Source organism: Umezawaea tangerina (assembly GCF_003002815.1).
GTDB lineage: Bacteria > Actinomycetota > Actinomycetes > Mycobacteriales > Pseudonocardiaceae > Umezawaea > Umezawaea tangerina.
This window is the reverse complement of sequence record NZ_PVTF01000015.1, coordinates 19,106-38,382: the sequence shown is the minus strand read 5'-3', so window position 1 is coordinate 38,382 and position 19,277 is coordinate 19,106. Positions and strand designations below refer to the sequence as shown.

The window sequence follows — 19,277 nt, the reverse complement described above, 5'->3', positions numbered from 1 at the left end:
GCTCCGCACCGCCCGCCTGTGGGCCCGGCCCGACGGACCGGAAGTCGATCAGAGAGACTGGGGGCCAGTGCCCGCCCTCTCGACCAGGAGCCATTGATGCCGCAAGGGACCGTCCGCTGGTTCGACGCCGAACGGGGTTTCGGCTTCCTCGCGCCCGAGGACGGCTCGCCGGACGTGTTCGTGCACGCCTCCGAGATCGTCGGGGACGGCGGCGCGAAAGTGCTCCGCGAGGGTCAGGCCGTCGTGTTCGAGGTCGGCGAGAACGACCGCGGGCCCCAGGCGCTGCGCGTTCGCGTCACCGCCGATGCGGCCACCGGCAGCGCCGTGGGCCTGCTCGGCACCGTCAACTGGTACGAGCCGGGCAAGGGTTACGGCTTCGCGTCGCCGGACGGCGGCGGCGCCGACGTCTTCGTGCACAGCTCCGCCATCGTGACCGGCGGCGTGGTCACCGAGGGGCAGCGGGTTGCCTTCCTGCTCGTCGAAGGCGAGCGCGGCCCGCAGGCCGGGCACGTGATCCCGCTGGGAGCAGGGGCGGGCTCGCCCGCTGCGGCTGGTATCTCGGACGGTGCCGACGGCACGGTGGCCTGGTACGACGAGGACAAGGGCTTCGGCTTCATCAACCCCGACTCCGGCGCCGGGGACGTCTTCGTCCACGTCCGGGCCCTGGCCGAGGGGTTGACGTGGCTCGCGGAGGGTGACCGCGTCGCCTACGAGGTTGCTAGTGGAGACAAGGGCCCGCAGGCCCGTGACGTGCAGCTGGTCCGGGGTGCCGAGCCCCGGACGACGGCGCCGCGGCGGTCGGCACCTGCCGCGGCCGCGGGGCCGGCCGCGCGGGACGTGCCCGTACGAGGCGGCGAGGGCGTCGTCGCGCGCTACGACGGCGACCGCGGCTTCGGCTTCATCACCCCGGACGCGGGCGGCGACGATCTCTTCGCCCACGTGTCCGTGATCATGGGGTCGGAGCCGCTGCAGAAGGGTGACCGGGTCCGGTACGCGGTGCGCCAGAGCGACCGGGGCCCGCAGGCCGACCGCGTCGAACGCCTCTGACGAGGCGGCCCCACCGATGGCTGATCACTTCCCGACGAGAGTGCTCGTCCATCCCCGTCGACGGTGCCGTCGGCAACGCGGCTGCGGCCTCCTGCGGCCGGCGTGGTGCGTTCGACCCGCCGCTGCTGCGTCGTCTTCGCCATGACCGCCCACGATCGACGACCAGGACCGGCAGGTTACGCAGTGACGCACCCTTAAGTTTTGAGACCAGGTCTAACGGGACAGGAGGTGGTCCAGGACGCGCGCGCCGAACCGCAGCCCTTCCACCGGGACGCGCTCGTCGACCCCGTGGGCCATGGCGCGGTAGTCGTAGCCCTCGGGCAGCAGCAGCGGGGCGAAGCCGTAGCAGTCGATGCCCAGGGTGCTGAACGCCTTCGCGTCGGTGCCGCCGCCCATGCAGTACGGCACGACGATCGCCTCCGGGTCCTCCGCGCGCAGCGCGTCGGCCATCGCGGTGAACCACGGCGAGTCGATCGGGGCCTGCACGGGCGGCAGGTGCTCCAGGAACTCGCGGGTGACGTTCGGGCCGATGAGGTCGTCGATCGTGCTCATCAGCTCGTCCACGGTGCCCGGCAGCGTGCGCACGTCGACCTGGGCGGTCGCGGTGCCGGGGATGACGTTGACCTTGTACCCGGCCGACAGCATGGTCGGCGTGGTGCTGTTGCGGACCGTCGACTCGGCCAGCGCGCCCGCGGGCCCGAACCTGGCCAGGGTGCCGTCGACGTCGTCGAGGTCGACCTCGACGCCCAGCGCCTCGCCGGTCCGCTCGATGAACGCCCGCACGGTCGGGGTCAGCCGGACCGGGTGCCGGTGGGCCGCCAGCCGGGACAGGGCGTTGGCGAGGGTGACCACGGCGTTGTCGTCGTTGCGCCGCGACCCGTGGCCCGCCCGGCCGCGGGCGGTGAGCCTGAGGTGGGACGTGCCGCGTTCCGCGGTGCCGACGGGGTAGACCCGCTTGTCGCCGACCCGGTAGGAGTAGCCGCCGGACTCGCTGATGGCGGCCCCGCAGTCGGCGAACAGGGTCTGGTGGTGGTCGACGAGCCACTGCGCGCCGAACTCGCCCTGGTCCTCCTCGTCGGCGACGAACGCCAGCACGACGTCGCGGCGAGGCCCCCTGCCCTCCCGCGACCAGGTCGACAGCACCGAGAGCACCATCGCGACCATGTCCTTCATGTCGACCGCGCCGCGTCCCCACAGGTAGCCGTCGCGCAGCTCGCCGGAGAACGGGTGGACGGCCCACTCGGCCGGGTCGGCGGGCACCACGTCCAGGTGCGCCTGCACCAGCAGCGCGGGCAGCGCCGGGTCGGAGCCGGGCACGCGCGCCACCACGTTGGTCCGGCGCGGCGCGGGCTCGACCAGGGTCGGCTCGACGCCGAGCGAGGACAGGTGCCCGGCCACGAACTCGGCGGCCTCGCGCTCGCCCTCGGCGTCGCCGCCACCGCGGTTGGTGGTGTCGAGCCTGATCAGCGACGCGCACAGGTCGACGACGTCCTCAGCCATACACATCCTCCACGGCACCCGCCGCGACGTTGGTGACGATCTTGAACGCCTTCATGGCGTCGGTCATGGTGGCCGCGTCGAACCCGACCGTGCGGACACCGATGAGCTCCACCGTAGGGATGACCGCGGCGGCGTGCGCCAGGTGGGTGGCGTCGAAGTCCACCTCGACCCAGTGCTCACCGGTCACCGGCTCGACGCGCCCGGCCCGCAGGACGGCCCGCTTCGCCGCCGCGGTGATCCGCTCGGCGGTGACCTCGGGCGGGTCGCAGATGGCGGCGTAGCGGCTGACGCACTCCTTCACGGCGACCAGCTCGGCCTGCGGCGCGTAGTCGGCGGCGTCCTCGCAGGTCTTGTCGTCACCGGTCACCAGCAGCACCGGCACGCCGTGCTCGGCGGCCATCGCGGCGTTGAGCCTGCCCTCGCTCGCGGGCACCCCGTCCAGGCGGACCTGGGTGATCGAGTTCTCCAGGTAGGTGTGGGCCAGCACGCCGTCCTCGCCCGCTCCCGTGTGGTAACCGAGGAACACCACACCGTGAACACCGGTGTCGATACCCTGCATCATCGACAGCGGTTTGTGACGACCGGTGAGCATGCGAGCACGCGTGTCCAAGTCCTCCAGCAGGAGGTTGCGCTGGGAGGAGTGGGCTTCGTTGACCAGCACGTCGGTCGCGAGTCCGGCGATGGTGGCGTTGACGTCGCCGGTGAACAGCCGGCGGAAGCGCTGCCACTGCTCGGTACCGGGCTGGACGTCGGCGGGGCAGGTGACGCCCGTGGCGCCCTCCATGTCCGCCGAGATCATGATCCGCATGCCCCCCAGGCTATTGGGTGGGTGGTCTTTGTCGAGATATTGGGGTAAACGGTTACTTTCGTGCGGCAGCTCTGGGGAGAGGTAGTGCCAGTGGGGATCTTGCGACGTCTCGGTTCGGTCGTGGGGGCGGTGGGACTGGTGGCGTCGCCGCTGGCCCCGGCGGCCCAGGCCCAGCAGCCGGTCACCCTGAGGGTGGCCATCATCCAGCAGGTCGACTCGCTCAACCCGTTCCTCGCCACCTACCAGGCGAGCACCGAGGTCGGGCGGCTGATGTACGACTACCTGACCGCCTACGACGCGAAGGACCAGCGCCCCGTCGAGGGGGTGGCGAAGTCGTGGGAGAAGTCGGCGGACAACCTGACCTGGACGTTCACCGTCCCGGACGGCAAGAAGTGGTCCGACGGCCAGCCGATCACGGCCAAGGACGTCGGGTTCACCTACAACCTGATGATGACCGACAAGGACGCCGCCACCGCGAACGGCAGCTTCGTGGCGAACTTCGAGTCGGTGACCGTGCCGGACGACCGGACGGTGGTGATCAAGACCAAGGTGCCGCAGGCGAGCATGCTGGCGCTGGACGTCCCGATCGTGCCCGAGCACGTGTGGAAGGGCGTCGGGAAGATCGCCGACTACAAGAACGACGTGACGCCGAGCGTGAGCAGCGGCCCGTTCGTGCTCTCGGAGTACCGGGCCAACGAGTTCATCAAGTTCAAGGCCAACAAGGAGTACTGGCGCGGCGCGCCGAAGTACGACGAGCTGCACTTCATCTACTACAAGACCGTGGACGCGGCGGTGCAGGCCCTGGACAAGGGCGAGCTGGACCTGGTGAACCGGATGGGCCCGGCGCAGTTCGACTCGCTCAAGGGCAAGTCCGGCATCACCCTGAACAAGGCGCAGGGGCGGCGCTTCAACGAGCTGGTGCTCAACTCCGGCGCCGCGACGAAGACCGGTGAGCCGATCGGCGACGGGCACCCGGCGCTCAAGGACGTCAAGGTGCGCCAGGCGATCGCCAAGGCGATCGACCAGGACGCGATCATCGCGCGGGTCAACGGCGGGTACGCCGAGCGCGGCACCGGCCCGATCCCGCCGGTGTTCCCCGACTACCACCTCACCCCGGAGAAGGTGCGCCCGTTCGACCCGGCCGCGGCCAACACCGAGCTGGACCAGGCGGGCTACCCCAAGGGGTCCGACGGGATCCGGGTCGGCGCGGACGGCAAGCCGTTGAAGCTCAGGCTGGTCGGGCACACCAGCCGCGCCTACGACGAGCAGGCGGGTGAGTACATCAAGAGCTCGCTGGCCGACATCGGCATCGCGGTGGACGTGCAGCTGGTGGCGGACACGCTGCTCGACGAGCAGGGCGTCGCGGGCAAGTTCGACCTGATCTTCTCCGGCTGGGGCACCAACCCCGACCCGGACTTCATCCTGTCGCTGCACACCTGCGACTCGCGGCCCGAGTCGCCGACCACGAGCGGGACCACCGACACCTTCTTCTGCGACAAGACCTACGACGAGCTCTACGCCAAGCAGGGCGCCGAGCTGGACCCGGCCAAGCGGTCGGCGCTGGTCAAGCAGATGCAGCAGCGGTTCTACGACGAGGTCCCGGCGATCATCCTCGGGCACGACAACTCGTTGGAGGCCTACCGCAACGACACGTTCGCGAGCTTCACGATCCAGCCCGACCCCGGTGGCGTGATCATGGCCCAGAACGGGATGTGGGGCTACTACGGCGCGGTGCCCGTCGCGGCGGCGGGCGCGGCCTCGTCCGGTCCGAGCGGGCTGCTGATCGCCGGGATCGTGGTCGTGGTCCTGCTGGTGGTCGGCGGGGTCTTGCTGCTGGCCAGGCGCCGCGGCGCGACCGCAGGGGACCGCGAGTGACGGCTCCACCCCTGGTCCGGCCCTCCCCGCGACGGGGCGGCGGCAGCGGTCTGCTGCGCCACGTCGCGGGGAAGGTCGGCGGCGCCCTGGTCAGCCTCGCGGCCGTGGTGGTGCTGGGGTTCTTCCTGTTCCGGCTGATCCCCGGCGACCCGACGGTCACGATGACCAGGGGACGGCAGGTCGACGAGGCGCAGATCGCCGAGCTGCGGGCGCTGCACGGCTACGACCGGCCCATCGTCGAGCAGTTCGGCAAGTACGTCGGCGGGCTGCTGCACGGCGACATGGGCACCTCGCTGTTCTACCGGCGCACGGTGGCCGAGCTGATCGGCGAACGGGTCGGCCCGACGCTGCTGCTGGTCGGCACCTCGACGCTGATCGCGGTGACCCTGGGCCTGTGGCTGGGGATCCGCGGCGCGTGGCGGCGCGACAGCCCGTTCGACCGGGCGTCCACGGGTGTGGCGCTGGTCGGGTGGGCGATGCCCGCGTTCTGGCTGGGGATGCTGCTGTCGATGGTCACCGGGAACCTGTTCCCCAGCGGCGGGATGCGGTTCTCCAGCACCCCGCCGGACTTCTGGTCCCAGGCGCTCGACGTCGCGCACCACATGGTGCTGCCGTGCCTGACCCTGATCGCCGTGGTCTACGCGCAGTACCAGCTGGTGATGCGGTCCTCGCTGCTGGAGGAGATGAACGCCGACTACCTGACGACCGCGCGCGCCAAGGGCCTGCGCGACGACCAGGTGCGGCGCAGGCACGCGGTGCCCAACGCGCTGCTGCCCACGGTGACGTTGGTGTTCCTGCACATCGGCCTGGTCGTGACCGGGGCGATCACCGTGGAGACGGTGTTCTCCTGGCCGGGCCTGGGCCTGCTGACCTACGAGGCGCTCGCCGGGCCGGACCTGCCGCTGCTGCAGGGCACGTTCGTGGTGCTGGCGGGCTCGGTGATCGTGATGAACGTGCTGGCCGACCTGCTCTACCAGGTCCTCGACCCGAGGGTGCGTGCGTCGTGACGAGCATCGTGTGGCAGCGCCGCCGGGCGGCGGTCGGCTCGACGTGGCGGGAGTTCACCCGCAACCGCGGCGGGCTGGCCGGGTTGGTGGTGCTCGGTGTCGTGGTGGTGCTGGCGCTGCTCGCGCCGCTGGTCACCGACGCGTCCGGGCTGGACGTGACGAAGGCCGCGGGGCAGCGGTGGCAGTCGCCCAGCGCGGAGTTCTGGTTCGGCACCGACCACACCGGCCGGTCGGTGCTGCTGCTGACGTGGTGGGGCAGCCGGATCTCGCTGCTGATCGGGCTGACCGCGACCGTGCTGTCGGTGGCGATCGGCACCCTGGTCGGCGTCACCGCCGCGCACTTCGGCGGGTGGCTGTCGGCCGGGCTGATGTGGGTGACGAACTTCTTCCTGGTCCTGCCCTCCCTGGTGCTCGCCATCGCGCTGTCCACGGTGCTGCCCAGGGGGATCGGGACGATCGTGCTGGCCATCGGCGTCACGTCGTGGGCGTCGACCGCGCGGCTGGTGCGGGCGCAGACGCTGAGCGTGGAGGCGCGGCCGTTCATCGAGCGCGCCAAGGTGCTCGGCGGCGGGCACGTCCACGTGATCGGCCGCCACGTGCTGCCCGCGGTGCTGCCGCTGGTGTTCGTGAACACGACGCTGACGGTGGCCAACGCGATCGTGGCGGAGGCGACCCTGTCGTTCCTGGGGCTGGGCGACCCGTCGATGGTGTCGTGGGGGTCGATGCTGCGCGCGGCGAACCTGCACGGCGCGGTGTCGCAGCGGGCGTGGTGGTTCCTGCTGCCGCCCGGCCTGGGCGTGGTGGTGATCGTGCTGGCGTTCACGTTGGTCGGGCGGGCGCTGGAGACGGTGCTGAACCCGAGGCTGAGGGGAGACCGGTGAGCCCGCTGCTGGAACTGCGCGGTCTGGGGGTGCACTACCGCACCGACCGCGGTGAGGTCGCCGCCGTCCGCGACGTCGACCTCACCCTGGAGGCGGGGCAGACCCTCGGGCTGGCGGGGGAGTCGGGGTGCGGAAAGTCGACCGTGGCGATGTCCGTGCTGCGGCTGCTGCCCAAGTCCGCGCGCGTCGAGGGGGAGATCCTGCTCGACGGCGAGGACGTCACGACCATGTCGTGGGGCCGCCTGCGGGCGGTGCGCTGGGCGCAGGCGTCGGTGGTGTTCCAGGGCGCCATGCACGCGCTCAACCCCGTGCGGCGCGTCGGCGACCAGATCGCCGAGCCGATCCGCCTGCACGGCGGCAAGGCGAAGGTGTCCGACCTGCTCGACCAGGTCGAGCTGCCCGCCGCGAAGGCGCGCTCCTACCCGCACGAGCTGTCCGGCGGGCAGAAGCAGCGGATCATGATCGCGATGGCGCTGGCGTGCGACCCGCGGCTGGTGATCGCCGACGAGCCGACCACCGCGCTGGACGTGATCGTGCAGGCCCAGGTCCTCGGCGTGCTCAGCAGGCTGGTCGCCGAGCAGGGCATCGGGCTGGTCATGATCAGCCACGACCTGTCGGTGCTCGCGAGCACGTGCGACCGGCTCGCGGTGATGCGGCACGGCGGCATCGTCGAGGAGGGTCCGGCACGGGAGGTGATCGCCTCCCCGACCCATCCGCACACCCGGGCACTGGCCGCGGCGTTCCCCGTGGTCGGCGACCCGGCGTTCCGGCAGGTCGAGCCGGACGAGGTGCGCGAGTCCTCACCGCTGCTGCGCGCCGAGGCCCTGTCGGTGGACTACCGCGGCCGCGGCGGCGTGGTGCACGCGGTCAAGGGCGTGGACCTGGAGATCGGGTCCGGCGAGATCGTCGCGCTGGTCGGCGAGTCCGGCTCCGGCAAGACGACCACCGCCCGCACGCTGCTCGGCCTACGCGCGCCGACCTCCGGGCGGGTGCTGTTCGAGGGGGAGGAGCTGCCGAGGTCGGCCAAGGGGCTGCGGGAGTACCGGCGGCAGGTGCAGCTGGTGCTCCAGGACCCGACCAGCGCGTTGAACCCCCGGCACTCGGTGTACGAGTCGGTCGCCGAGGGCCTGCGCATCCACAAGGTGCCCGGCGACGAGGCCGCGCTCGTCGCCGACGCGCTGGCCAAGGCCGAGCTGCGGCCGCCCGAGTCGTTCTTCCCGGTGCTGCCGCACGAGCTGTCCGGCGGTCAGCGGCAACGGGTGGTCATCGCGGGGGCGCTGGCGCTGGGGCCCAGGCTGCTGGTGGCCGACGAGCCGGTGGCCTCGCTCGACGCGTCGGTGCGCGGCGAGATCCTGGCGCTGCTGCTGGGACTGCGCCGCGAGCTGGGTTTGGCGGCGCTGATCATCACCCACGACCTGGGGCTGGCGTGGAGCATCGCGGACCGGGTCGCGGTGATGCACGAGGGCGTGCTGGTCGAGCAGGGGGCGGTGGACCAGGTGCTGCTCGACCCGCGGCACGAGTACACCCGCAGGCTGCTCGCGGCAGTGCCGAGCACCACGCCATGAGCCCGTAGCGGAAACCGGCGCCTGCGGGGAACACTGATCTTGGTCTCGTACCGGAGAGGTGTCCATGAGCCGTGTGCCGATGCGGTGGAGCACCGCGTCCACCGCCCTGCTGGCCAAGCTGGTCGGCGAGCTGGCGTTCGAGTCGCTGCTGGCGCCCGAACCCGACGGGGACGGCTACCGGCTCGACCTGCCCGCCGCCCGGTACGCCTTCGCCGCCGCGCGCGGGGCGTTCGGCGGCTGGGCGGTGGACCCGGCGTCGCTGCGCAGGCTCCCGGTGGGCCCGCACGGCTTCGGCGCCGACCGCCCGGCCGACGACGTGCAGCTGTTCCTGGCCGAGGTCGGCCCGGTGCTGGGGGTGGCGCCCACGACGTTGGCGAACTACCTGGTGGAGATCACCGCGACGCTGGCCGCCGACGTCGCCCTCGCGGCGTCGGCTCGGCCGGTCGCCGAGCTGGCGAAGCTCGACCACGGCGAGCTGGAGGGCCACCTCACCGGCCACCCGCGGCTGGTGGCGAACAAGGGGCGGATCGGGTTCTCCGCCGCCGACGTCGCCGCCTACGCCCCGGAGTCTCGGCGACCGCTGCGGCTGCCGTGGCTGGCGGTGCACCGCGGGCTGGGGGAGTTCCGCGCCGTCCCGTCCCTGTCCGAGCACGGGCTGCGCGAGGCCGAGCTCGGCCCGGAGACCGTCGCCGCGTTCACCGCCGTGCTGCGCGAGCGCGGCCTGGATCCCGACGCCTACGTGTGGATGCCCGCGCACCCGTGGCAGCTGGACAACGTGGTGCGCACGATGTGGGCGCCCGAGGTGGCCGCGGAGCGGATCGTGCCGCTGGGGGAGGCCCCCGACGAGTACCTGCCCACCCAGTCGATCCGCACCCTGTCCAACACCGACCGCGCCGACCGCTGCCAGGTGAAGCTGCCGCTGCGCATCCTCAACACCACCGTGTGGCGCGGGGTGCTGCCGGAGATCGCGCTGGCCGCCCCCGTCGTGACCCAGTGGCTCAAGGGGGTGTGGGCCTCCGACGAGCTGCTGGCGCGGTGGGGGACCGAGCTGCTCGGCGAGATCGCCTCGGTCGCGGTGGAGCACCCGAGGATGTCCGCCATCGACGGGTCCCCCTACCGGCTGCGCGAGACGCTCGCCTGCGTGTGGCGCGAACCCGTCGAGCCCCGGCTGGCCGCGGGTGAACGCGTCTGGCCGCTGGCCGCGGTGCTGCACGTGGACTCCTCCGGCCACGCGCTGGTCGCCGAGCTCGTGGCGCGTTCCGGGGTCGACCAGGGCGAGTGGGTGTCGGCGCTGCTCAAGGCGTTGCTGCGGCCGTTGCTGCACCTGCTGTTCCACTACGGCATCACGGTCAACCCGCACGGCCAGAACATCATGGTCGTCGAGGGCGCCGACGGGCTGCCCGCGCGGATCGCCGTGAAGGACCTGATCGACGACGTCAGCCTGTCGCTCGCCCCGGTGCCCGAACGCGGCCCGGAACCCGACGAGCACGACCCCGTCCTGCCCCGCCGCACCTGGCCCGCGCTGCGCGCCTACCTGGTCAACGCCTTCCTCGTCGGCGTCGGCCAGCCGCTGGACCTGCTGCTGCCGCGGGCGCGGCTGTGGGACCGGGTGCGCGGCGAGGTCGAGTCCTACCGCCGCCGCTTCCCCCGGCACGCCGACCGGATCGACGCCGCCGACCTGCTCGGCCCCTCGTTCCCGCACTACCCCCTCAACGGCGACCGGCTGCTGGTCACCGGGTACGCCGAGCAGGCCAACCACCGGTCGGTGCGCCCCAAGGGCGAGGTCCCCAACCCGCTGGCCTCGGCCACCGCGATCACCCCGCCGGACGGCTGGTGACACCCCGCCCCGCCGTCCGCGTCAGGTGATGCTCGCCCTGGCCACCCGGTCCGGCTCGCCCGTGGCCGCGAACCCGGCCCACGACCCGTCGGCGTAGCGCACCGCGTGGACCAGGCGCCCGGCGGCGGTCGTGGCCAGGACGTGCAGGTCGTCCCCGACGCCCGCCGCCGCGAGGTCCGCCACCGGGGCGCCCGGATCCACCTCGGCGCCGTCGCTCCACGTGCCGTCCGCCCGCCACACCAGGTGGCCCACCCGGTCCACGGCGTGGGCGAGCACGTGCACCTCGCCGCCCACCCCGGCCGCGGCCACCCTCCCGTCGTGCGGGCCGACGTCGCGGAACGGCCGCCACGAGCCGTCGGGCAGGCGGATCGCGTGGCACAGCCGCCCCCGGTTGGTGGCGACCAGCACGTGCAGGCCACCACCCGCCGCCGCGACCGCCAGGTCCGTGACGAACCCCGGATCACCGGCGAGCCCCTTGAGGTAGGCCAGCCCCGCCCACGACCCGTCGTCGCGGCGGGTCGTGCCGAAGACCCCGCCGGTCGCGGTCCGCACCACCAGCGCGAGCCCGTCGTCCACCGAGGTCGCGGCCACGTCCGCCACCGCTCCGGGGTTGCCCGTGTAGCTCTTCACGTCGGCGAAGCGCCCCCACGCCCCGCCCGACCCGCGCACGGCGTGCAGCAGACCGCCGGTCCTGGTGACCGCGACGGCGTGCAGGCGGTCGGCGACCACCGCGCCGACCGTCCCGGCCACCGGCCCGTGGTGCCCCGTGCCGATCCTCCCGAACCCCGCCCACGACCCCTCGGCGTGGTAGAGCCCGCCACCCCTGGTGACCGCCAGCACCTGCGCGGTCTTGTCCCCACCCTGCATTCCCCCGCCTTCCGGATGATCCACTTCCACCCGGTACGGCGTGACACGGCCGTTCCACCCCGTTCCACGCGGCGCGGTCGGCTACCCCCGGTAGGAGCACCGCATCCCGGTCTGCACCGACCCGCGCAGGTGTTCGCCGAGCACCGCGTCCGCGGCCCCGATCCGGTCCACCGCCCTGCGGATCGCCTTGCCCACCGCGATCCGGGCCCGCTCCGGGTTGTCCGCGAACCGCCGCGTCCGCCCACCGAGCCCCGTCGCCGCCCGCACCTCGTCGGCCAGCCACTCCGCGTCGGCCCGCAGCTGCGCCGCCCTGACCTCCTGGTGCGCGGCCTCGGCGTCCTCGATCTCCTCGCGCAGGTCCCGCAGCCGCTGCCGGTACTGCTGCAACGCCTCCTCGTCGAGCACCGGTTGCGCGGACCGCTCCTCGGCCACCCCGCCCTCGGTCAGGTCGATGGCCGCGATCTCCGTGCCCTGGTTCGCCACCAGCGTCGCCAGGTACCGCATCCCCACCGAGTCGTCCACGACGACCGACCGCCCGCCCAGCTCGACCATCCACTGCCTGCCGGTCTTGGTGCACACCAGCGCGCGGCGCTCGGTCTCGGGCAGCACCATCCCCAACGCCGCCGCCTCGCGCGTCGCGGCGGCCCGTTCCGACGTGGCCGCCCACGTCTCCCCGCGCAGGCCGTGCGCCTGGGCCAGCCGGTGCCGCGACACCGCCGCCGCGGGCCAGTGCCCCAGCGCGTTGTTGTGCTCCACCGCCGTCCGGAAGTGCACCACCGCCCGGTCGACCTCGCCGAGCGCGAGCGAGGCCACCCCCAGGGTGTGCTGGGCCGACCCGAAGCACGCGGCGGCGAGGCTGGCCATGACGGGCAGCCGCGCGTAGGGCAGCACCAGGGCGTAGACCTGCGCGGCGGTGTCGGTGTCGCCGAGCAGGCAGGCGGCCTCCGCTGCCCCGTTCATCGCGCACAGCCACGTGCTGGACCGGGTCAGCCGGTCCAGGCCGGGACCGCGCAGCCTGGCCAGCGCACCGCGGGCCATCCTGGTGTCGCCGGCGGTGGCCGAGGCGACGGCCAGCCCGGCCACGAACGCCTCGTCGTTGGCGCTGAGCATGGGGGAGTTGACGATGTCGGCCAGCACACCCACCAGCTCACCGACCCGACCCTGGTACCACCGCACCGCGACCAGCTGGGCGCCGTACCAGCCGAGGTAGTCGGCGTCCCCGGTCGTCCGGCCGCGCGCGGCGCACTCGTGGGCCAGCGCCTCGGCCTCGTCGAGACGTCCGCCGCGGATGTGCAGCATGACCTGCATCCCGACGCGGGCGAACGAGACGGCCCCGTTGCGCTCGGCCGCCTCGGAGCCGGACAGCTCGGCCAGCGACCGCTCGGCGTGCGGGTCGCCGAGCAGGAACAGGTCGACCGTCCGCCACAGCAGCCCCATCACCACGTCGCTGGGGCGGCCGGTGCGCGACCCGGCCCGCAGCAGCTCCTCGGCCAGCAGCAGCCGCAGGTCGGCGTCCCGCGGACCGAGCAGGCAGTGGTGGGCCACGCTCAGCGCCTCGGCCAACGCCCTCGGGTCGCCCGCGCGCCGCGCCTCCTCGACGATCGGCAGGACCGTGTCCGACCGCACCGCGCGGTAGTCGGCCTCGGCGGCGAGCCTGGCCCGCAGCCGCAGCGCGAGCGAGGACGCGGGGTCGAGCCTGGCCAGCGCCGAGCGCTGCTGGGCCTCGACGGAGGCCGCGTCGGCCGCGGTGCGGTGCTCGTGCACCCAGAGCCCGCCCAGGCCGATCGCGGCGGTCGCCATCAGCTCGGCGTCGGCGGCCTGCTCGGCCAGCCCGTAGGCCTTGGCGAACAGGTCGCGCGCGACCGTGAGGTCACCCTCGACGTGCAGCGCCTGCTCCCCGGCCGCCACCATCGACGCGGCCTCCTGCCGCACGGGTACGTCGGACATGTCGCTCACCCCCACGCAAGCACAAGAGCGCCCCTCGGTTTCCCCGATACCTGACCCGTGCGGAATAGGGGTTCCCATTGCCGACATACCAACTGGTCGGTATGCTCGCGGCCGTGGGCAACGAGGATGAACGGCAGATCGACGCGGTGGTGCTGGACTGGGGCGGCGTGCTCACGGTCTCGGTGCCGCGGTTCGTCGAGGACTGGCTGCGGACCGAGAACATCGACCGCGAGCGGTACGGGGTGACCATCCGCGGCTGGATGGGGCGCGACGCCGCCCCGGACAACCCGGTCGCCCGGCTGGAGACCGGCGCGCTGTCGGTGCCGGAGTTCGAGCTGCTGCTGGCCGCCGAGCTGGCCACCGCCGACGGCGGCGAGATCGCCGCGGCCGGGCTGCTGCGCCGGATGTTCGGCACCGCGCTGCCCGACCCGGCCATGGTCGACCTGGTGCGCGAGGTGCGCGCCTCCGGCGTCCGCACGGTGCTGCTGTCCAACAGCTGGGGCGAGGGCTATCCCGAGGACCTGCTCCAGGAGCTGTTCGACACGCTCGTGATCAGCGGCCGCGTCGGACTGCGCAAGCCGGACCCGGCCATCTTCGAGCACACCCTGGACCTGGTCGGGCTGCCCGCGGACCGGTGCGTGTTCTTCGACGACATGCAGATCAACGTGGAGGGCGCGAAGGCCGTCGGCCTGCACGCGTTCCTGCACACCGACGCCGACAGCACGCGCGCCGCGCTCGCGGGACTGGGAGTGAAGCCATGACCGAGTTGCCCGGCCTCGACCTCGACCGGCTCGCCGCCCACCTCGGCAAGGGCCCGCTGACCGGCGAGCTCATCCCCGGCGGCCGCTCCAACCTGACCTACCGGGTCACCGACGGGCAGGACCGGTGGGTGCTGCGCCGCCCGCCGCTGGGCCACGTGCTGGCCACCGCCCACGACATGACCCGCGAGCACAGGGTGATCTCGGCACTGGCCGACACGCCCGTGCCGGTGCCCGCCGTGGAGCTGCTGTGCACCGACCCCGAGGTGCTGGGCGCCCCGTTCTACCTGATGGAGGAGGTCGCGGGCGTTGCGCTGCGCGACCCCGGCCAGTGCGAATGGCTCACTCCCTCGGGCGCCGCGGCGCTGGCCGAGCGGCTGGTCGACGTGCTGGCCGACCTGCACGCCGTCGACCCGGACTCGGTGGGGCTGGGCGACTTCGGCCGCCCGGAGGGCTTCCTCAAGCGGCAGGTGGCGCGGTGGGGCAAGCAGCTCGACGCCTCCCGGAGCCGGGACCTGGAGGGCATCGACGACCTGCGCGACCGGCTGGCCGAGCGGGTGCCGGAGTCGAGCCGGGCCACGGTCATCCACGGCGACTACCGGCTCGACAACGTGCTCGTCACCCAGGAGCCGCTGGGGATCAGCGCGGTGCTCGACTGGGAGATGGCCACCCTGGGCGACCCGCTGGCCGACGTCGGCCTGCTGCACGTCTACTGGCACGGCCTCGGCCTCGCCAAGGACCCGATCACCGGCACCGTCCCCTCGCTGCCCGGCTTCCCCAGCGCCGACGAGCTGGTGGCCCGCTACGCGTCCCGCACCGGCGCCGACATCTCGGGGCTCGGCTGGTACATCGCGTTCGGCTACTTCAAGCTCGCGGTGATCCTCGAGGGCATCCACTACCGCTACACCACCGGCAAGACCGTCGGCGCGGGCTTCTCCCAGCTCGGCGCCCTCACCCTGCCGCTCGTGCGCCAGGGCCTCCTCGCGATCAAGGAGTACTGATGGACTTCGCGTACGACGCCAAGACCGAAGAGCTGCGCGGCAGGCTGCTGTCCTTCATGGACGAGTTCGTCTACCCGGCCGAGGCCGTGCTGGAGAAGCAGCTGGAGGAGGCCACCGACGAGTGGGCGCGCACGCCCATCGTGGCCGACCTCCAAGCCGAGGCGCGCAAGGCCGGGCTGTGGAACCTGTTCCTGCCCGACGCCGAGCACGGCGCGGGGCTGACGAACCTGCAGTACGCGCCGCTGGCCGAGATCACCGGCCGCAGCCCGCACCTGGCCCCGGAGGCGCTCAACTGCGCGGCGCCCGACACCGGGAACATGGAGGTGCTGGCGATGTTCGGCACCGAGGAGCAGAAGAAGCAGTGGCTGCGGCCGCTGCTCGACGGCGAGATCCGCTCGGCGTTCTGCATGACCGAGCCCGACGTCGCCTCCTCGGACGCGACCAACATCGCCACCCGCATCGAGCGCGACGGCGACTCCTACGTGATCAACGGGACCAAGTGGTGGTCCTCGGGCGCGATGAACCCGAACTGCGCGATCTTCATCGTGATGGGCAAGACCAACCCCGAGGCCGAGCGGCACCAGCAGCAGGCCATGATCCTGGTCCCGCGCGACACCCCCGGTGTCGAGGTCAAGCGCGGCATGCACGTGTTCGGCTACACCGACGGCCCGCACGGCGGCCACGCCGAGGTCGTCTTCACCGACGTCCGGGTGCCCGTGGACAACCTGGTCGCGGGGGAGGGCGAGGGCTTCGCGATCGCCCAGGCCCGTCTTGGCCCCGGCCGCATCCACCACTGCATGCGGCTGATCGGCATGGCCGAGCGCGCGCTGGAGCTGATGTGCCGCCGGGCCAACGAGCGGGTGGCGTTCGGCAAGCCGATCGCGGCGCAGGGCGTCGTGCAGGAGTGGATCGCCGAGTCGCGGGTGCGCATCGAGCAGGCGCGGCTGCTGGTGCTCAAGACCGCGTGGCTGATGGACACCGTGGGCAACAAGGGCGCGCACACCGAGATCCAGGCGATCAAGATCGGCGTCCCGCTGATGGCGGAGTGGGTGCTGGACAAGGCGATCCAGGCCCACGGCGCCGGTGGCGTGAGCCAGGACTTCCCGCTGGCCAACCTGTGGGCGTCGGCCCGCACGCTGCGGCTGGCCGACGGTCCCGACGAGGTGCACCGCATGTCGCTGGCCAAGCGCGAGCTCAAGAAGTACCGCTAGACCTACCGTCGTCGGGCCCGGACGCACGCCGCGTCCGGGCCCGACGAAGTTCAGGCCGCCGCGGTGTCCCGAGCGCGGACGCGCTGCGCCAGGAACAGGGCCGCCCGGTCCAGCGCCTCGTCGGCCTCGTCGAGGACGCCCGCGAACGACTGGAACACGTGGGGGACGTCGGCGGTGACGTCGAGGATCACGTCCACCCCGTGCGCCGTCGCGCGGGCGGCCATGCGGGTGGAGTCGTCCAGCAGGACCTCGTTGGTGCCCACCTGCAGCAGCAGGGGCGGGAACCCGGTCAGGTCGGCGAGGACCGCTGGGCTCAGCAGCGGCTGGAGCGGTTCCTGCCCGGAGAGGTACAGGGTGCTGATGCCGTCGAGCGCCTCGCGGGTGAACACGGGGTCGACGCCCGCCTTGGTCTCCATGCTCTCGCCCGTGAGGGTGGCGTCGAGCGCGGAGGAGAACGCCACGATCGCCGCGGGCAGCGGCAGGCCCGCGTCGCGGGCGGTCAGGCAGGTCGTGACGGCGAGCCCGCCGCCCGCGGAGTCGCCCGCGAACGCGATGGTCGTCGGGTCCACCCCGTCGTCGAGCAGGGCGCGGTAGGCGTTCAGCCCGTCCTGGACCGCGGCCGGGAACGGGTTCTCGGGCGCGAGCCGGTAGTCCGTCGAGTACGCGCGGAACCCGGTGCGGGCCACGAGGTTGCCGGTCAGCGACAGCGCGGTCTCCGGCGAGCCGAACACCCAGCCGCCGCCGTGGAAGTACAGGATCGTCCCGGCCCGCGCGCCGGTCTCCGGCTCGACGAGCAGCGCGGACCGGCCGCCGAGCTCCGTCGTCCGGGTGCGGATGCCGTCCGGCACGATCATCCCGGCCATCAGCGCCCTGAACCGGGCGCGCAGCTCCTCCAGCGTCGGATGCCCCGCGGACCGGTTCTGCCTCAGCAGCGCGTCGACCCTCGCTCGTTGTTCCCCGCTCACAGCCAGTTCCCTCCGCCGAAGTCCATGCCAGTACACTATATGTCATGGAATCCAAGTCGGGCTCTGGCCCGGTCGACGTCCCCGGCTTCTTCTCCGACCTCGTCCGCTGCGAGACGCGCCTCTACAACGCCCTCAACGACCGCCTCCGCGAGCGGCACGGGCTCGTGACCTCGCAGTTCGAATGCCTCAAGCTCCTGCGCGACCGGCCGGAGTCGCGGGTGGCCGACCTCGCCGCCGAGTTCGCCGTCGGGATCGGGGCGACCAGCAAGAGCGTCGACCGGCTGGAGGCGCGGGGCTGGGTCGCGCGGCGGGCGAACCCGGCGGACCGCCGGTCGTCGCTGCTCGTCCTCACCGACGAGGGCGCGCGCCTCGTCGACGAGGCGGAGGCCACCTTCACCGAACGGCTGACCGAGCTGCTCGACACCGCGTTCGACGACTCCTCGCTGTCCGCGGCCGCGGTGGTCTTCGCGCGGCTGCGCGCCGTGCTCGAACGCGACCAGACCGGTCAGCCCACGGGCTGACCGGACGCCACCCACGCGGCCAGCGCCACCAGCGTGGTCTCGACGCTGTCGGCCATGTGGTCGCGCAACGCGGCCAGGTCGTCGTCCGTGGTGCCCAGGACCGGGTCGGGGCGCAACAGCGTCCACGACTGCCGCACCTCGGTGCCGGTGCCGTGCGGGAGGAAGGTCCAGTGCCAGCGCACGAGGTCGTCGACCACGAAGGCGAAGTCCGAACCGGGCTCGGCGGCCACGACCCGCGACCGCGAGCTCCACTCGCGGTCGCCGCGGTGGTTGCGGCCGGTGAACCACGCCCCGACCCGCGGGCCGTCGCCCTCGTCGTAGACGGCCGCGTCGGCGCTCGGGCTCCACGTCCCGATCAGCGACACGTCGCCGACCAGCTCGTACACCCGCTCCGGCGGTGCGGCGACCCACGCGCGGCGGGTGAAGGAGTAGGCGGTGACGTCGGGTGCGGTGGTGCTCATCGGGTTCTCCTGGCTCGTGCTCGAGTGGGGCGCCACCCACTCTCGGGGCACCGGGAGCCCTCCAACCACACCCTGCCGAGCCTGACCCCGACGGGGTCGGGCTACCGCCTCGCGGACGGCACATACTCGATGCCATGGACGGACAGGGGCGGCTCGGCGACTTCCTGCAGGCCCGCCGCGCGGGGCTGCGGCCCGACGACGTCGGGCTGACCACCTACGGCGACCGGCGGCGCGTGCCGGGGCTGCGGCGTGAGGAGCTGGCGCTGCTGGCCGGGGTGAGCGCGCCCTACTACACGCGGCTGGAGCAGGGGCAGTCGCACCACGCCTCGCCGGAGGTGCTGGACGCGATCGCCGGGGCGTTGCGGCTCGACGACTCCGAGCGCGCCCACCTGCACGCGCTGGCCGGAGCGGCCAAGCGCCGCCGCCCGGTGAGGCGGCCTCCCGTCGAACGGGTCACCCCGGCCGTGCGGACCCTGCTCGGCGCGCTGGGCGAGGTGCCCGCGATCGTGCTGGGTCGGCGTACGGACGTGCTGGCGTGGAACCCGATGGGGCACGCGGTGTTCGCCGGGCACCTGGACCCGACGGCCCCCGACGACCCGGCGCGGCGGCCGAACATGGCGCGGCTGGTGTTCCTCGACGCGCACGTCCGCGAGCTGTACACCGAGTGGCCGACCAAGGCGCGCGCGGTCGTGGGCAACCTGCGGGTGACCGTGGGCCTGCACCCCGACGACCCGCTGCTGGCCGGGCTGATCGGCGAGCTGTCGATGGGCAGCCCGGAGTTCGCGGCGATGTGGGCCGACCACCGGGTGCGGGTCTGCGACGTCGCCGACTACCGGATGCACCACCCGCTGGTCGGCGGGATGCAGCTGACCCAGCAGACGCTGCAGAGCCCAGGTGCCCAGGGCCCGCACATCGTGGTCGCCACCGCCGAGTCGGAGCCCGCGCGGTCCGCCCTGAGCCTGCTCGCCCGGTCGATCGCGCCCGCACCGGTTCCCGCGAACCGCTCGTAGCGCCCTTCCGTCCTCC

At 73.1% G+C, this 19,277-nt stretch carries 17 protein-coding genes; 11 read left to right on the top strand and 6 right to left on the bottom strand.

The genetic code is table 11. The annotated features are described in order from the left end of the window. The first annotated feature begins 96 nt into the window (after positions 1-96). Positions 97-1,047: a cold-shock protein gene (locus CLV43_RS50545; RefSeq protein WP_106194130.1), complete on the top strand. Its 951-nt coding sequence runs from the start codon at positions 97-99 to the stop codon at positions 1,045-1,047. A 213-nt stretch (positions 1,048-1,260) separates the two neighbouring features. On the opposite strand, the gene CLV43_RS38810 is transcribed toward CLV43_RS50545, so the two are convergent. Further along, the gene (locus tag CLV43_RS38810) at positions 1,261-2,547 is read right to left on the bottom strand and encodes a M20/M25/M40 family metallo-hydrolase (protein ID WP_106194127.1); all 1,287 of its coding nucleotides are present in this window, start codon (positions 2,545-2,547) and stop codon (positions 1,261-1,263) included. After that, positions 2,540-3,355 carry a M55 family metallopeptidase gene (locus tag CLV43_RS38805; protein ID WP_106194124.1) on the bottom strand — a complete coding sequence of 272 codons (816 nt, stop codon included), beginning with the start codon at positions 3,353-3,355 and terminating at the stop codon, positions 2,540-2,542. The genes CLV43_RS38810 and CLV43_RS38805 overlap by 8 nt, the downstream gene beginning before the upstream one ends. Before the next feature lie 138 nt (positions 3,356-3,493). On the opposite strand from CLV43_RS38805, the gene CLV43_RS38800 reads away from it, so the two are divergent. The 5 genes from CLV43_RS38800 (at position 3,494) to CLV43_RS38780 (ending at position 10,520) form a co-directional block, all read left to right on the top strand. Further along, positions 3,494-5,230, top strand: coding sequence for an ABC transporter substrate-binding protein (locus CLV43_RS38800; RefSeq protein ID WP_245887301.1), 1,737 nt, complete (start codon positions 3,494-3,496; stop codon positions 5,228-5,230). Further along, a complete protein-coding gene (locus CLV43_RS38795; RefSeq protein ID WP_106194118.1) occupies positions 5,227-6,237 on the top strand; it encodes an ABC transporter permease in 1,011 nt (336 codons plus the stop codon). The genes CLV43_RS38800 and CLV43_RS38795 overlap by 4 nt, the downstream gene beginning before the upstream one ends. After that, complete coding sequence (locus tag CLV43_RS38790; protein WP_106194116.1) at positions 6,234-7,118, top strand: ABC transporter permease; 885 nt, start codon at positions 6,234-6,236, stop codon at positions 7,116-7,118. Before CLV43_RS38795 ends, CLV43_RS38790 begins: the two co-directional genes overlap by 4 nt. After that, positions 7,115-8,683: a nickel ABC transporter ATP-binding protein NikE gene (gene nikE, locus CLV43_RS38785; protein WP_106194113.1), complete on the top strand. Its 1,569-nt coding sequence runs from the start codon at positions 7,115-7,117 to the stop codon at positions 8,681-8,683. Before CLV43_RS38790 ends, nikE begins: the two co-directional genes overlap by 4 nt. Positions 8,684-8,747: 64 nt before the next feature. Continuing rightward, the gene (locus CLV43_RS38780; RefSeq protein WP_106194110.1) at positions 8,748-10,520 is read left to right on the top strand and encodes an IucA/IucC family protein; all 1,773 of its coding nucleotides are present in this window, start codon (positions 8,748-8,750) and stop codon (positions 10,518-10,520) included. Positions 10,521-10,541: 21 nt separating this feature from the next. Here CLV43_RS38780 and CLV43_RS38775 read toward each other — a convergent pair whose 3' ends face one another. Together CLV43_RS38775 and CLV43_RS38770 are read right to left on the bottom strand one after the other, a co-directional pair. Further along, the gene (locus CLV43_RS38775; RefSeq protein ID WP_106194108.1) at positions 10,542-11,387 is read right to left on the bottom strand and encodes a PLL family lectin; all 846 of its coding nucleotides are present in this window, start codon (positions 11,385-11,387) and stop codon (positions 10,542-10,544) included. 81 nt (positions 11,388-11,468) lie between these two features. Next, on the bottom strand, positions 11,469-13,334 hold the full coding sequence (locus CLV43_RS38770) for a hypothetical protein (protein WP_106194536.1): 1,866 nt from the start codon (positions 13,332-13,334) through the stop codon (positions 11,469-11,471). Between the two features lie 113 nt (positions 13,335-13,447). Here CLV43_RS38770 and CLV43_RS38765 point away from each other — a divergent pair, with 113 nt between their 5' ends. The 3 genes from CLV43_RS38765 to CLV43_RS38755 are packed head-to-tail and all read left to right on the top strand — an operon-like array spanning position 13,448 to position 16,304. After that, positions 13,448-14,095 carry an HAD family hydrolase gene (locus tag CLV43_RS38765; protein WP_245887300.1) on the top strand — a complete coding sequence of 216 codons (648 nt, stop codon included), beginning with the start codon at positions 13,448-13,450 and terminating at the stop codon, positions 14,093-14,095. Then, the gene (locus CLV43_RS38760; RefSeq protein ID WP_106194102.1) at positions 14,092-15,093 is read left to right on the top strand and encodes a phosphotransferase family protein; all 1,002 of its coding nucleotides are present in this window, start codon (positions 14,092-14,094) and stop codon (positions 15,091-15,093) included. The genes CLV43_RS38765 and CLV43_RS38760 overlap by 4 nt, the downstream gene beginning before the upstream one ends. Further along, positions 15,093-16,304 carry an acyl-CoA dehydrogenase family protein gene (locus CLV43_RS38755; RefSeq protein WP_106194100.1) on the top strand — a complete coding sequence of 404 codons (1,212 nt, stop codon included), beginning with the start codon at positions 15,093-15,095 and terminating at the stop codon, positions 16,302-16,304. Before CLV43_RS38760 ends, CLV43_RS38755 begins: the two co-directional genes overlap by 1 nt. A gap of 50 nt (positions 16,305-16,354) precedes the next feature. Here the strand turns inward: CLV43_RS38755 and CLV43_RS38750 are convergent, their stop codons facing one another. Continuing rightward, positions 16,355-17,269, bottom strand: a complete 915-nt coding sequence (locus CLV43_RS38750; RefSeq protein WP_106194098.1) for an alpha/beta hydrolase — start codon at positions 17,267-17,269, stop codon at positions 16,355-16,357. A gap of 44 nt (positions 17,270-17,313) precedes the next feature. Between CLV43_RS38750 and CLV43_RS38745 the strand changes: the two genes are divergently transcribed. Further along, entirely contained in the window at positions 17,314-17,790 is a 477-nt protein-coding gene (locus CLV43_RS38745; RefSeq protein ID WP_106194095.1) for a MarR family winged helix-turn-helix transcriptional regulator, read from the top strand. On the opposite strand, the gene CLV43_RS38740 is transcribed toward CLV43_RS38745, so the two are convergent. Then, positions 17,775-18,251 (bottom strand): SRPBCC family protein, encoded by a 477-nt coding sequence (locus CLV43_RS38740; protein WP_106194092.1) that lies wholly within the window; start codon positions 18,249-18,251, stop codon positions 17,775-17,777. The two genes, CLV43_RS38745 and CLV43_RS38740, sit on opposite strands and share 16 nt — an antisense overlap. Before the next feature lie 134 nt (positions 18,252-18,385). On the opposite strand from CLV43_RS38740, the gene CLV43_RS38735 reads away from it, so the two are divergent. Next, complete coding sequence (locus tag CLV43_RS38735; RefSeq protein WP_106194090.1) at positions 18,386-19,261, top strand: helix-turn-helix domain-containing protein; 876 nt, start codon at positions 18,386-18,388, stop codon at positions 19,259-19,261. Positions 19,262-19,277: the final 16 nt, after the last annotated feature.

Bases quoted from the DNA above. Each gene is read 5' to 3' on its own strand.
- CLV43_RS38770 (WP_106194536.1), bottom strand. From the start codon at position 13,334: ATGTCCGACGTACCCGTGCGGCAGGAGGCCGCGTCGATGGTGGCGGCC.
- CLV43_RS38805 (WP_106194124.1), bottom strand. From the start codon at position 3,355: ATGCGGATCATGATCTCGGCGGACATGGAGGGCGCCACGGGCGTCACC.
- CLV43_RS38740 (WP_106194092.1), bottom strand. From the start codon at position 18,251: ATGAGCACCACCGCACCCGACGTCACCGCCTACTCCTTCACCCGCCGC.
- CLV43_RS38810 (WP_106194127.1), bottom strand. From the start codon at position 2,547: ATGGCTGAGGACGTCGTCGACCTGTGCGCGTCGCTGATCAGGCTCGAC.
- CLV43_RS38780 (WP_106194110.1), top strand. From the start codon at position 8,748: ATGAGCCGTGTGCCGATGCGGTGGAGCACCGCGTCCACCGCCCTGCTG.
- CLV43_RS38775 (WP_106194108.1), bottom strand. From the start codon at position 11,387: ATGCAGGGTGGGGACAAGACCGCGCAGGTGCTGGCGGTCACCAGGGGT.
- CLV43_RS50545 (WP_106194130.1), top strand. From the start codon at position 97: ATGCCGCAAGGGACCGTCCGCTGGTTCGACGCCGAACGGGGTTTCGGC.
- CLV43_RS38760 (WP_106194102.1), top strand. From the start codon at position 14,092: ATGACCGAGTTGCCCGGCCTCGACCTCGACCGGCTCGCCGCCCACCTC.
- CLV43_RS38755 (WP_106194100.1), top strand. From the start codon at position 15,093: ATGGACTTCGCGTACGACGCCAAGACCGAAGAGCTGCGCGGCAGGCTG.
- CLV43_RS38735 (WP_106194090.1), top strand. From the start codon at position 18,386: ATGGACGGACAGGGGCGGCTCGGCGACTTCCTGCAGGCCCGCCGCGCG.
- CLV43_RS38745 (WP_106194095.1), top strand. From the start codon at position 17,314: ATGGAATCCAAGTCGGGCTCTGGCCCGGTCGACGTCCCCGGCTTCTTC.